At 60.7% G+C, this 13,159-nt stretch carries 14 protein-coding genes; all 14 read left to right on the top strand.

The window, feature by feature from the left end:
• Window positions 1-13: 13 nt before the first annotated feature.
• The 14 genes from fliF (at window position 14) to fliR (ending at window position 13,157) form a co-directional block, all read left to right on the top strand.
• The gene (gene fliF, locus LPW29_RS02595) at window positions 14-1,669 is read left to right on the top strand and encodes a flagellar basal-body MS-ring/collar protein FliF (protein WP_238626683.1); all 1,656 of its coding nucleotides are present in this window, start codon (window positions 14-16) and stop codon (window positions 1,667-1,669) included.
• A complete protein-coding gene (gene fliG, locus LPW29_RS02590) occupies window positions 1,659-2,666 on the top strand; it encodes a flagellar motor switch protein FliG (protein ID WP_238626682.1) in 1,008 nt (335 codons plus the stop codon). Before fliF ends, fliG begins: the two co-directional genes overlap by 11 nt.
• A gap of 12 nt (window positions 2,667-2,678) precedes the next feature.
• Window positions 2,679-3,527, top strand: coding sequence for a flagellar assembly protein FliH (locus LPW29_RS02585; RefSeq protein WP_238626680.1), 849 nt, complete (start codon window positions 2,679-2,681; stop codon window positions 3,525-3,527).
• Window positions 3,520-4,959, top strand: a complete 1,440-nt coding sequence (gene fliI / locus LPW29_RS02580) for a flagellar protein export ATPase FliI (RefSeq protein ID WP_238626679.1) — start codon at window positions 3,520-3,522, stop codon at window positions 4,957-4,959. Before LPW29_RS02585 ends, fliI begins: the two co-directional genes overlap by 8 nt.
• 11 nt (window positions 4,960-4,970) lie before the next feature.
• A complete protein-coding gene (fliJ, locus tag LPW29_RS02575) occupies window positions 4,971-5,408 on the top strand; it encodes a flagellar export protein FliJ (RefSeq protein ID WP_238626678.1) in 438 nt (145 codons plus the stop codon).
• Between the two features lie 59 nt (window positions 5,409-5,467).
• A complete protein-coding gene (locus LPW29_RS02570; protein WP_238626677.1) occupies window positions 5,468-6,490 on the top strand; it encodes a flagellar hook-length control protein FliK in 1,023 nt (340 codons plus the stop codon).
• Between the two features lie 104 nt (window positions 6,491-6,594).
• Entirely contained in the window at window positions 6,595-8,505 is a 1,911-nt protein-coding gene (locus LPW29_RS02565; RefSeq protein ID WP_238626676.1) for a methyl-accepting chemotaxis protein, read from the top strand.
• Window positions 8,506-8,770: 265 nt separating this feature from the next.
• On the top strand, window positions 8,771-9,286 hold the full coding sequence (locus LPW29_RS02560) for a flagellar basal body-associated FliL family protein (protein ID WP_238626675.1): 516 nt from the start codon (window positions 8,771-8,773) through the stop codon (window positions 9,284-9,286).
• 9 nt (window positions 9,287-9,295) lie between these two features.
• On the top strand, window positions 9,296-10,276 hold the full coding sequence (gene fliM / locus LPW29_RS02555) for a flagellar motor switch protein FliM (protein WP_090253848.1): 981 nt from the start codon (window positions 9,296-9,298) through the stop codon (window positions 10,274-10,276).
• Window positions 10,277-10,292: 16 nt separating this feature from the next.
• Window positions 10,293-10,880: a flagellar motor switch protein FliN gene (gene fliN, locus LPW29_RS02550; RefSeq protein WP_238626673.1), complete on the top strand. Its 588-nt coding sequence runs from the start codon at window positions 10,293-10,295 to the stop codon at window positions 10,878-10,880.
• A gap of 8 nt (window positions 10,881-10,888) precedes the next feature.
• Window positions 10,889-11,338 carry a flagellar biosynthetic protein FliO gene (fliO, locus tag LPW29_RS02545; RefSeq protein ID WP_238626671.1) on the top strand — a complete coding sequence of 150 codons (450 nt, stop codon included), beginning with the start codon at window positions 10,889-10,891 and terminating at the stop codon, window positions 11,336-11,338.
• Complete coding sequence (gene fliP, locus LPW29_RS02540) at window positions 11,335-12,087, top strand: flagellar type III secretion system pore protein FliP (RefSeq protein WP_238626670.1); 753 nt, start codon at window positions 11,335-11,337, stop codon at window positions 12,085-12,087. Before fliO ends, fliP begins: the two co-directional genes overlap by 4 nt.
• 12 nt (window positions 12,088-12,099) lie before the next feature.
• Window positions 12,100-12,369: a flagellar biosynthesis protein FliQ gene (gene fliQ, locus LPW29_RS02535; RefSeq protein ID WP_090253843.1), complete on the top strand. Its 270-nt coding sequence runs from the start codon at window positions 12,100-12,102 to the stop codon at window positions 12,367-12,369.
• Window positions 12,370-12,380: 11 nt separating this feature from the next.
• The gene (gene fliR, locus LPW29_RS02530) at window positions 12,381-13,157 is read left to right on the top strand and encodes a flagellar biosynthetic protein FliR (protein WP_090253841.1); all 777 of its coding nucleotides are present in this window, start codon (window positions 12,381-12,383) and stop codon (window positions 13,155-13,157) included.
• The last annotated feature ends 2 nt before the right edge of the window (window positions 13,158-13,159 follow it).

The following is a 13,159-nucleotide window of genomic DNA, read 5'->3' as shown; positions in this document are numbered from 1 at the left end:
GTAGGGCATCATTATGGCCACTTCACTGACCACCACATTCAATCAGCAGGTCGAAGGTTTCAACCGGCTGCCCGCACAGAGCCAGATCGGCCTGTTGGTCGGTGTGGCCGCTGCGATTGCGCTGGTGGTGAGCCTGTTCATCTGGCTCAACCGACCCGACTACACCATCCTCTATCCAGACCTGGGACAAAGCGAGAGTGCCGAGGTGATGCAGGCCCTGGATCAGCAGGGGATCAACTACCGGGTGGACCCGGTGTCGGGCGCCCTGACGGTGCCCGCCGATTCGGTGCACAAGGCCCGTTTGCAGGTGGCCACGGAAGGTCTGCCACAGTCGAGCGATTTTGGCTTCGAACTCATGCAGGAGGACCAGGGGATCGGCACCAGTCGGTTGGTGCAGACTGCCCGCTATCACCGGGCTCTGGAGGGAGAACTGGCCCGCTCCGTAGCCACCTTGTCCAGTGTGGAAGCGGCGCGCGTGCATCTGGCCATGCCCCGCGAAACCGTCTTCGTGCGCGATCGTGGACAGCCCAGTGCCTCGGTGGTGGTGACCCTGCATCCCGGGCGGACTCTGGATGAGCGGCGCGTGGCCGGCATTGTGCACCTGGTGTCGTCCAGTGTGCCGGGCATGGAGCCCGAGAGTGTGACGTTGGTGGACCAGCGCGGACGGCTGATGACACAGGATGTCGAGGACGATGGCATGACCCTGTCCACTCGCAACCTGGAGTTCACCCGTTTGATGGAAGAGGATCTGTCTCAGCAGGTGATGGACATCATTGCCCCCATTGTTGGCGAGGACGGCGTGCGGGCGCGTGTGTCCGCGGATCTCGATTTCTCTCGTATTGAACGCACCATCGAGAACTACGACCCGGAACTCACTGCGCTGCGCAGTGAACAGTATACGGAGGAAGAAACCCGAGGAGCGGTCGGGGGCGTCATGGGCATCCCGGGTGCTCTGACCAACCAGCCACCTGCCGGCGGTGAACTGGGCGCCGAGGGTGAGGGGGTGATGGAGCCCGGCGCGGAGTTGCCGGGTTCGTCGCGGCGCAGTGGGACACGCAACTATGAAGTGGACCGCACCATCAGCCATGTGCGCGAGGCACCCGGCACGGTAAGGCGCCTGTCGGTGGCCGTGGTGGTCGACTTTCAGGAACAGATGAATGAAGAGGGCGAGATGGTGCGTGAGCCCCTGCCGCCGGAGGAGTTGGCGCGCATCGAGGGCCTGGTTCAGCAGGCGGTTGGTTTTGACGCCCGGCGCGGTGATAGTGTTAATGTGATCAGTGCGCCTTTCCGGGTGGAACCGGAGCCTGAGCCGCTGCCCGAGCCACCTGTATGGGAGCAGGCCTGGGCGCAGGAACTGGCCCGCACGGCCCTACTGGCTCTGGTGGCTCTGTTGGCCATCCTGCTGGTGGTGCGGCCACTGCTCAAGGGGCTGGCTGCCCAGGGGGCTGCCGGCAAGGAAGAGGACGAAGAGGGCAAGGCCGCCGGTGAGGGTGAGGTGGGAGAAGACCAGCTCAGCCTGACCAGTCAGGGGGATGAACCCATGGCGTTGCCCGGCAAGGGTAACCGTGACTACGAGACGAACCTGGAGCGGGTGCGTGAATTGATCAAGGATGATCCTAAACTGGTGGCTCAAGTGGTGAAAAACTGGGTGGCGGAAGATGGAGCCTAAAAGCAAATTGAGCGGTCCGAATCGCGCCGCAGTCTTTCTGATGAGCCTTGGTGAAGAGGCAGCAGCGGAGGTACTGCGGCACATGGGGCCCAAGGAGGTCCAGAGCGTCGGGACCGCCATGGCCTCCTTGACCAACGTCTCGAAATCGGACGTGGCGCAGGTGGTGGATGATTTCGTCGCCACGGTGGATGAGCAGACAGCCCTGGGGATGGGCTCTGACGACTACATTCGCAGTGTGCTCAACAGCGCGCTGGGTAAGGACAAGGCGGATGGCGTCATCGACCGGATCCTGCTGGGCCGCAACTCCAAGGGTCTTGAATCCCTCAAATGGATGGATCCGCGGGCGGTCGCCGAGGTGATTCGCCTTGAGCACCCTCAGATCATCGCCATCGTGTTGTCCTACCTGGACCCTGATCATGCGGCCTCGGTACTCTCCTTCCTGCCGGATCGGACGCAGCCGGACATCCTCATGCGCATTGCGACACTCGACGGTGTGCAACCGACCGCGTTGCAGGAGCTGGACGAGATTCTGGAGCGACAGTTCGCCGGCAACATGAACGTCAAGTCGTCCAGTGTCGGTGGAATCAAGAGCGCAGCCACCATCCTCAACTTCATGGATTCCTCCAAGGAAGGCTCCATACTGGATAAGGTGCGGGATGTGGATGAAGGGCTGAGTCAGAAGATCCAGGATCTCATGTTCGTGTTCGGTAATCTGGCGGATCTCGATGACCGCAGCATCCAGTCCCTGCTCAGGGAGCTGTCCACGGATTCCCTGGTGATGGCCCTGAAGGGGGCCGACGAGAACCTGAAGGACAGAATCTTCAAGAATATGTCCAAGCGGGCTGGCGAGATGCTGCAGGACGATCTCGAGGCCAAGGGGCCGGTGCGCCTGAGCGAAGTGGAGACGGCCCAGAAGGAAATCCTCGGCATCGCCCGCCGCATGGCCGAGGCCGGCGAGATTGTCCTTGGCAACAAGGGCTCCGAGCAGATGGTCTAAGGAGGCAAGAGCATGGGTGGCAACGAACGCGTGATTCCCCAGGCCCAGGCCGGCCAGGCCCAGTTGTGGAAGATCCCCGAGGTGGGCGACCCGCCGCCGGCTCCCGAACCTGAGGCGCAGGCCGATGAGGAGACCGATGCCGATGCGGGCTTGATGTTACCCACCGCGGAGCGCATTCGCGAGATCGAGGACCAGGCCTATCAGTCTGGATTTGAGCGGGGGCGGGAAGCCGGCTACGAAGAGGGGCTGAGCACCGGGCGCGAGATGGGATACAAGGATGGTGAGGCCAAGGGCGTCAAGGCAGCCGAAAAGACCACCGAGCAGCGGTTAAAGGCCTGGGACCGGTTGCTCCAGGGGCTGGTGACTCCCTACGAAGAACTGGATGCGGTGATCGAGGAGGAGTTGGTACAGCTGGCCATCGCCGTGGCCAGACAGTTGGTTCGCCGCGAACTGCGCACGGATCCATCGGCCGTCGTGGCGGTATTGCGTGAAGCCCTGAGTGTACTCCCCAGTGCCGATCGCAAGGTCAGGCTGTATCTGCATCCCCAGGATGCCAAGCTGGTCAAGGATGCACTGCATCTCAATGATCTTGAGCGACCCTGGTCGGTGGTGGATGACCCCACGCTCAGCCGGGGGGGTGTCAAGCTGGAGACGGATACCTCAAGGGTGGATGCCAGTCTGGAAGCGAGGCTGAATGCCGTGATTGCATCAGTGTGGGGCGGCGAGCGCCGCAGTGACCACATTGAGGAGGACAACCCGACCGAAGCCCTTGTATCGGCAAGGACAGAGCCTGCCCGGGAGGCTGAACCGGCGCCTTCCCCCGACCCCCGGGTAGCGGGTTCTGGCGGCGAGAATGGGTGAGGCCGCCATCATTCCCCGGTTGATTGCCCCCCAGGCCCGTATCGCACGGCTTGAGGCGCGTCTGAAGCGCTATCGGGGTCGCCTCGAACATGTCCGCTCGGTGGTGGCCGAGGGTCGCCTGGTGCGCATGGTGGGGCTGACTCTGGAGGCGGAAGGGTGTCAGGTTTCCGTCGGTGGCCGGTGTCGTGTCGTCAGTCTGGGTGGCCAGGAGGTCGAGGCGGAGGTGGTGGGTTTTTCCGGGGAGCGGACCTATCTGATGCCCGTGGGCGATATCAGCGGCCTGACACCGGGAGCCCGGGTGATTCCCACGCGTCATGCACGGGAGACGCTGGTGGGAGAAGCTTTGCTGGGCCGGGTTCTGGATGGCTCGGGCCGGCCTCTGGATGGGGGGGGATTACCCCAATGCGATGATCATGTGTCGCTGAATGGCAGGCCCATCAACCCACTGGCACGGGAACCCATTCATGAGCCGCTGGATGTGGGGATCCGTGCCATCAACGGATTGCTCACCGTGGGGCGAGGTCAGCGCATGGGCCTGTTTGCAGGCAGTGGCGTGGGCAAGAGTGTGCTGCTGGGGATGATGACCCGTTACACCGCGGCGGATATCACCGTGGTGGGGCTGATCGGCGAGCGCGGACGTGAGGTCAACGAATTCGTGCAGAAGATCCTGGGGCCGGAGGGGATGGCGCGGGCGGTGGTGGTGGCTGTGCCCGCTGACCATCCCCCGTTGATGCGTCTGCATGGCGCCATGCTGGCCACCAGCATTGCCGAATATTTCCGCGACAAGGGACATAACGTGCTGCTGTTGATGGACTCGCTGACCCGCTTTGCCCAGGCGCAGCGGGAGATTTCCCTGGCCATCGGCGAACCGCCTGCCACCAAGGGCTACACGCCTTCGGTTTTTGCCCGTCTGCCGCAATTGGTGGAGCGCGCCGGCAATGGGGATCGGGGCTCAGGCTCGATCACAGCGTTTTACACGGTGCTGGCGGAGGGGGATGACACCAATGACCCGATTTCCGACGCGGCTCGTGCCATCCTGGATGGGCATGTGGTCCTCTCCCGGCGTATTGCCGATACGGGACGTTATCCAGCCGTTGATGTGGAGGCCTCGGTGTCGCGGGTGATGAATGACATTGTCGACCCGGGGCATATGCAGGCAGCGCGTCAGTTCAAACAATTATATTCACAATATCAGCAAAATCGCGACCTGATCAGTGTAGGCGCCTATCAAAAGGGGTCCGACCCCCGTGTGGACGAGGCCATTGCCCTGTTCCCCCGTCTTGAGCGGTTTTTACAGCAGGATCTGCGAGAAGCCGTGAACTTCAAGAAGAGCCTGCGGGATTTGGAAGAGTTGGTTTCCAGACGGAGCGCGGTGCAGGCAGAAAGGCCCGCTCAGGAGGATGTCAATGCAGGTCGTGGAATAGCGTCGTGAGGTGAGATGCGATGAATCGATCCAAACGTATGGAACCCGTGGCCCGGTTGGCCGACACCCGACAGCAGACTGCTGCGCGTCAACTGGGGGATTGGCAGAAGGTCCTGGATGACCGCCTCGCCAGGCTGGATGAATTGAGCGGTTATCGCGATGAATATGCGCAGCGATTTGAATCCAGTACCTCCGTTCCCCTCAATGGCGTGGGCGTGCGTGACTACCGGTTATTCCTGTCACGACTCAACCAGGCCATTGATCAACAGATGAAGCTGGTGCAGGCGGCAAGGGCAGAGCTGGAGCGCAGCCGGGGTCAATGGGTGGAGGCCCGGGGGCGTACCGAAGCGATCAACCGTGTGGTTGAGCGATTTGAGCGCGAGGAGCGTTACGAGGTGGATCGGCGGGAACAGGCTGAGCAGGATGATCGCAATGTGAGACGCAAACCCGATTTTTAGATCGGCACGTTTATTGATTGTTAACTGGACAAGAGTGATCACCACATAGGTATCCCGTCATGGATATGCCCATCATGCAACTACCCCCGTCAACACGGGGCTCCGGAGAAGGCAGCCTGGCGCAGTTCGTCAAGGAATTGCCGCCTGAACTTCAGGAGGAACTGGTCGAGGGGGGAGACTTCTGGGAGAGTCTTTTACTGTATTTTCAGGATCTGGAGGCGGATTTACCGGGTGAGCTCGGCAATCAGCTTCCGGAGGGGCTTGTATTGCCGACTGATCTGGATGCCGACAAGCTCAGGGCCTTGATGGAGGAACAGGGCGAAGCCGATGCGGAGGGGCTTTTCGCCATGCTCCATGCTCTGAAGGGGGCGGAGTTGCCTGAGTCCGGCCAGGTCTTGCCGCTCCCGGCAGCGGAACCGGGCAATCGGCCCAATCAGCTGGTGTTGGCCATGGCACAGGTGTGGCGGGGTGGCGTCGAGGGTGAGGCACCGGCCCAAATGCAGATGCAGTCCATCGAATCCCTGCTGGCCCGTGCGACCTCCCAGGCGGAGGGGGCGGGCAAGGAGGGGCTGTCCGTCCAGTTGGCCGGGGATGTCTCGCTGGGCCTGCAGCCTGCATCTCAGCAACAAGGTCCACGGGTCATGACCCTGGAGGTGCCCATGCCGCAACCCAATATGTCGCAGTCCAAATGGAATGAGGCGGTGGGCAACCGGGTGCTCTGGATGGTGAACCAGAATGTGCAGGGGGCCGAGTTGCGCCTGAACCCACCCCATCTGGGGCCGCTGGAGATCCGCGTGTCCATGGAGGGAGATCGCGCCAATGTGCAGTTTCTCGCGCCCCACGCGGCCACTCGGGATACCCTGGATGCCGCCATCCCTCGGCTGCGGGAGATGTTTGCCGAAAACGGTGTACAGCTCGGTGATGTGGATGTCTCGCACCGCGAAGGGGGCGAGGGTGGGCAGTCACCTCAGGATGAGGGCCCGTCGGGCGGAGCGACACGGGCAGAGGGCGCGTTCACGTCCGAGTCTCTGGAGGGCCCCGCCCCTGATCGGCAATCGGGCCTGCTGGACGCTTACGCCTGAACCCGGCTTGGGTGCCTGTCGGGAACCGATGCGCCCTGTGTTCCATGAACGGAAATGACGCCTGTCATCCATCAGGGACAGAGACGAAAGGAGAGTGAAAGGACATGTTGAGCAACGTTCGCATCGGTATCCGCTTGATGGTGGGGATTGCCCTGGTCCTTTTGGCTACCTTGGGACTGGTCATACCCGTGGCTCTCAATGCGATCAGCCAGATCACCGAACGCGCCCAGCTGCGGCAACTGGAGGATCTGTTCATGGCGTTGCAGACGTCCGTGGAGGAGACCAGCCTGCGGGCGCAGGCCCAGGCCGAAGTGGTGGCCAGTTCGCCGAACGTGCAACGGGCCTTTGCGGAGCGTGAGCGCGAGACATTAACCGAACTGACCCTGCCTGTCTTTGAGCGCATGCGCGATGAATATGATGCCGTCCAGTTCCAGTTTCTGACGGCGCCTGCCACCTCCTTTCTGCGTCTGCACATGCTGGAGCGTTACGGCGACGATCTGCGCAATATGCGGGAAACCGTGGTTCAGGCCAATCGTCAGGGGCGATCAGTGAGGGGACTCGAGCGCGGTGTCGCTGGCCTGGGTGTGCGTGGTGTCACTCCGGTTCGCCATCAGGGTGAACAGGTGGGGGTGGTGGAGTTCGGGTTGTCCTTTGGAGAGCCGTTTTTTCAGGATTTCACCGAGAAGTACGGTGTTCATGCGGCGTTGCATATTCGCGGTGAACGGGGTTTTGAGACGTTTGCCGGCACCATCGGTGGCCCGGATCGCCTCCGTGAGGATCATCTCGACCGGGTGATGGATGGCGAAAACCTTTTGCAAACCATCGAGCATCAGGGGCAAGCCGCCGCCATCTATGCAGAGTCGGTGGTGGATTTTGCGGGCCGGCCTGTCGGAGTGTTGGAGGTGATGATTGACCGCAGCGACTACGTGGCGCAGTACCGTCAGGCGCTGGGGCTCGTTCTGGGTATTGGTGCGTTGGTCATGCTGGGTGGACTGTTGGCGGCCTGGTTCATCGCCCGTGGCATTGTGGTACCCCTGAGACTCGCGGCACAGCGCATGGATGAGATTGCCCAGGGGGATGGTGACCTTACGCAGCGTCTGCCCGCCCAGGGGCGTAACGAACTGTCACAACTTTCCCAGTCCTTCAATGGTTTTGTAGACAAGATTCACCAGCTGGTGCGGCAGATTGTCGGTGCTGCCACTCAGGTAGCCGCGGCAGCGGAGCAGCTCTCAGCGACCACCGAGGCAACAGTCCAGCAGATCAAACGACAGCAAAGTGAATCGGATCAAGTGGCTACAGCGATGAATGAGATGGCTACCACGGTTCAGGATGTTGCTCGCAATGCTTCCGAGGCGGCCCAGGCAGCGACCGGTACGAATCAGGAGGCACATGCCGGCAATGCGGTGGTGGCCCGGACGATTGATGCCATCGAGACGCTGGCTCAGGAGGTGGAGAACGCGGGGCGGGCGATTGAGCAGGTGTCTCATCAAAGTGACGAGATTGGCAAGGTGCTGGATGTGATTCGCGATGTGGCGGAACAGACCAATCTGTTAGCCCTGAACGCGGCCATTGAAGCGGCCCGAGCCGGTGAGCAGGGCCGTGGCTTCGCGGTGGTGGCCGATGAGGTGCGCACGTTGGCCAGTCGTACACAGGAGTCCACCAACGATATCCGTGGCATCATCGAGCGTCTCCAAGCGGGAACGCATGAGGCCGTACGGACCATGACAACCAGCCGTACCAAGGCGCGGGATAGTGTTGAGCAGGCGGCTTCGGCAGGCCAGAGCCTGCAGTCCATCAACCAGTCTGTGGGTAACATCAACGACATGAACGCGCAGATCGCCAGCGCTGCAGAGGAACAGTCTGCGGTCGCGGAGGAGATCAACCGCAATATCAACAATATCAGCCATGCCGTCGAGCAGACGGCAACCGGCTCGGACCAGATTGCCCGCGCCAGCGAGGAGCTGGCCCGCTTGGCAGCCGATCTGCAATCGTCGGTGGGCCGATTCAAGATCTGACCCTGCTCGCCTGAACGATCGGCCCAAAGGCTGGGCCATCCGCCATCATGCCTGCAGAAACTTCGGTACTTCGTTAGACTCCCCCAAGTTTGACACGCCCCCTGCTTCTCCAGGAGCAGGGGGCGTCTTTGCGTTTGCGATATCTGTCAAAATTCTGGCGCAGCGTTTGGCGGGTTTATTTTAACGTATTGATTGAGAGTTTATTTTTGGGGGCTTCCCGCATGGCATATGCCTTGCATCAACTCCAGAAGAGGGAGACCATTCGATGGCCAAGAAACCTGAAAAAAGCAAGCTCGACCTGAATCCCAATGCCGGCAAAGGCGGTGGCAAGGGGGGCATCTTGAAACTGATCCTGATTGTGTTGTTGACCTTTGTGGTGGCCGCAGGCGTGGGAGGAGCTGCCGCTTGGTATTTCCTGGTCATGCCCGGGTCGAACGCCGCGGAGGAGGAGACCGTGATTCCCGAAGCCCAATACCTGCCGCTGGATCCACCCCTGGTGGTGAATTTCTCGGGTTCGGAGCGTATCCGGTTTGCCCAGGTGGGCATTGTGGTGATGGCGCGCAATGAAGACGTCTTTCAGGCAGTGGAAAGGCACATGCCGGTGATACGCAACAACCTGATGTTGTTGCTGAGCCAGAAGACGTATGACCAATTGGTCACCGCGGAAGGCAAGGAGATTTTGCGCCAGGAAGTGCTGGAGGAAATTCGCAGCGTACTTGAGCAGCGCGGTGCGCCCGCGAACGTGGAAGCGATCTATTTCAATAACCTGGTGATGCAGTGAGGCTGGGCCATGCCGACCAATGATGTTCTTTCCCAGGACGAGATTGATGCCCTCTTGCACGGGGTCGATAGCGGGGCGGTGGAAACCGAGGAGGATTTCCTGGCCCATGATGGGGTGGCGCGTGGTTATGATCTGACCACCCAGGACCGCATCGTAAGGGGGCGGATGCCGACCCTGGACATGATCAACGAACGCTTCGCCCGGTATATGCGTATCGGTGTGTTTGAGCTGCTGCGCCGGTCCGCTGAGATTTCGGTGCTCGGATTGAAGATGATGAAGTTCGGTGAGTATGTCCACTCACTGTATCTGCCCACCAGCCTGAACATGGTTCGTGTCAAACCCTTGAGAGGGACAGCCCTGTTCGTGATTGATCCCAAGCTGGTCTTCATCCTGGTGGACAATTTTTTTGGTGGGGATGGACGTTACCCCGCGAAGATCGAAGGCCGGGAGTTCACGCCCACGGAACTGAGAGTGATCCGCATGCTGCTCGAGCAGGCTTTCAAGGATTACCAGCAGGCCTGGGCCCCGGTGATGGATCTGGAATTCGAATACAGCCGCTCGGAAGTCAATCCGCAGTTCGCCAATATCGTCAGTCCCACCGAAGTGGTCGTGGTCTGTTCCTTTCAGGTGGAACTGGATGGCGGTGGTGGGGAGTTCCACATCACCATGCCCTACGCAATGATCGAGCCGATCCGGGATCAGCTGGATACCGGCCTGCAAAGTGACCGCGCCGATGTGGATGATCGCTGGCCCAAGGCTCTTCGGGAAGAATTGAAAATGATCGAGGTGGAGATCAGCGCGACCCTGGCAGAGGCCGAGTTGACCGTGGCGGAGATGATCAACCTCAAGCCCGGTGACGTCATTCCCATCGAGATGCCTGAAAACATCATTCTCCGGGCAGAGGACGTGCCGGTCCTGCGGGGAGAGTTTGGCGTCTCCAATGGACTGAACGCCTTAAAGATTGCAGGGCAAGTGAAGCTCTCTAACTGATTATCAGGAGGCTACCATGAGTGAAAAGAACGATCAGGACAACGCGGCTGATGCCGAGGATCCCTGGGCTGCCGCTCTGGCGGAGCAGGCCGAAGCCGAGAGCAAGGAGCAGCCTGAGGGCAAGGAAGACGACCAGAATGCGCAGGATGATCTGGATCAGCTCCTGGCTGAACAGGAAGCCTCCATGAAGGATGCCGAGGAAAAGAAAGCTGATACCAAGGCGGCCAAAAAGGATGATTTCGAACACGCAGGTGAGAGCTCGGCGGCCATGGGGGCCAAGAAGGTCTCTCGGGCGGAGTTTGAAGATCTCATGGATGAATCCAAGAAAGGCAAAGGGGATCCGGACCTGAATCTGGACGTGATCCTGGACGTGCCGGTCACCATCTCCATGGAAATCGGCCGTACCAAGATCCCCATCCGTAACCTCTTGCAATTGAACCAGGGATCGGTGGTGGAACTGGACCGCCTGGCCGGTGAACCCCTGGATGTCATGGTCAACGGCACATTGGTGGCCCATGGCGAGGTGGTGGTGGTCAACGAGAAATTCGGCATTCGGCTCACTGATGTCATCAGCCCGGCGGAACGGGTGAGAAAGCTCAAGTGAGGTCCACCATGCGCACTGCAACACAAATCGTGATGGCCCTGGGGCTGCTGTGTCTGCCTTGGCTGCTGGCGGCCGAGGAGGCTCCCCGTGGCGCGCCGGGTCTGGGTATGACCGGCGACGGTGGCGCGTATTTACTGCAATTGGTGCTGGGCCTGATGGTAGTGGTGGTGGCCATTGTGGCGCTGGGCTTTGTGCTGCGCCGCATTCATGGTTTGTCCGGTGGACTCTCCAGTGAATTCCGTGTGCTTGGTAGTGTCTCGCTGGGTTCTCGGGAGCGCATGGTGCTGGTGCAGGTTGGTGATGTGCAGATGGTGGTGGGGGTGGCCCCGGGCCGCGTGCAGACGCTGCACGTGCTGGAGCGGCCCATTGAGGTGAACCCCGCGGCGGCCAAGGGCACCGATCCCTCTTTCGCCCAGCGTTTGCGGACCGCCATGAGCGGTCAGGGGACGTCGTCATGAAACCCCGTGTCGGGTGGGCCCTGTGGTTGCCACTACTGGCCCTGTTGCCCCTGGATACGGCCCTGGCCCAGGCAGGATTCGACATCCTGACCGTGGAGCCTGATGCCAATGGCGGTGAGACCTATTCGGTCACCCTGCAGATCCTGATCCTGATGACCCTGATGAGCCTGCTGCCGGCAGCGCTCATCATGCTGACGTCCTTCACGCGCATCATCATCGTGCTGGGTATTCTGCGTCAGGGCATCGGTACCACCCAGACGCCTTCCAACCAGATCCTCATCGGTCTGGCGCTGTTTCTCACCCTCTTTATCATGGCGCCGGTCTTTCAGGTCGTGAACGAGGAGGCCATCCAGCCTTTCGTGGCAGAAGAAATCTCCCAGGAAGAACTGGTGCAGCGGGCCTGGGGGCCCATGCGGGACTTCATGCTGGAGCAGACCCGGGAGACGGATATTGCCATGTTTGCCCGGATAGGCGGGTATGAGAGTTTCGAGACACCCGAGGATGTACCGTTCTCGGTGCTGGTGCCCTCATTCGTCACCAGTGAACTCAAGACCGCCTTCCAGATCGGCTTCCTGATCCTGATTCCGTTCCTGATCATAGACCTGGTGGTGGCCAGCGTGCTGATGTCCATGGGGATGATGATGCTCTCGCCACTGATCATCTCGCTCCCCTTCAAGATCATGCTGTTCGTGCTGGTGGACGGTTGGGCCCTGATCATGGGCACCCTGGCGACCAGTTTTTTTGCCTGAGAGGAGGCCGATATGACCCCCGAAACCGTCGTTGAAGTGGGCCAGGAAGCCATTATGACCATCATCATGCTCTCTGCCCCGGTACTTCTTGCCGGGCTGGGTATCGGGTTGTTCATCGGCATGATCCAGGCTGCCACCTCCATCCAGGAGATGACCCTGTCGTTCATTCCCAAGCTATTGGGCATGTTCGCCGCCTTGATCGTGTTTGGAAGCTGGATGCTGGATCTTCTGGTCAATTACGTGACCCGCCTCTACGACGCCATCCCCGGCCTGATCGGATAGGTGGCGGCCCCATGTTCAGTTTCACGGAAACCGAACTCATTGCCCTGGTCGCCGCTTTCGTATGGCCTTTCGTGCGCATCAGCGCCATGTTGCTGGCGGCTCCCATCTTTGGTGCAGGCACGGTCCCGGTCCGGATTCGTATCGTGCTGGCCCTGGTGTTGGCGCTGATGGTGGCCCCCCTGCTGCCCGAACCACCTTCCGTGTCGCCGTTCAGTCTGGAGGGGCTGGTGGTCACCGCCCAACAGGTGCTGATTGGCGTCACCATGGGTTTCATCATGCAGATGGTGTTGAGTGCCCTGACCATGGCAGGTGAATCCATCGCCCTGTCCATGGGGCTGGGTTATGCCTCCATGGTGGATCCGGCAATGGGCGTTCAGGTACCGGTGGTGTCGCAGTTCTTCGTGATCATGGGCACTTTGATCTTTCTGGCGATGAATGGTCATCTGGTGATGCTGGAGATGATCGTGCGGAGCTTTGAGTTGATGCCGGTGGCGGTGGACGGCCTGAACCGGGTGGACATGTGGACCGTGGTGCAGTTCGGCTCGACCATGTATGTGGGGGCCCTGCTGGTGGGCCTGCCCATTGTGTCTGCCATGCTCATGGTCAATCTATCCATGGGGGTGATTACCCGTGCCTCGCCGCAGTTGAACATCTTTGCGGTGGGGTTCCCCATGATGATCCTGTTGGGATTCATCCTCATCATGTTCACGTTGCCCGCGCTCATCCCTCGAATCGAGGATCTGGCCATGGCGGCATTCACTGTGATCACACGGATGCTGGGGAGTTAACT

Source organism: Ectothiorhodospira sp. 9100 (genome assembly GCF_022227565.1).
Taxonomy (GTDB): domain Bacteria; phylum Pseudomonadota; class Gammaproteobacteria; order Ectothiorhodospirales; family Ectothiorhodospiraceae; genus Ectothiorhodospira; species Ectothiorhodospira marina.
Note: the sequence above shows the minus strand (reverse complement) of the source record. Positions and strands in the feature narration are given on the sequence as shown.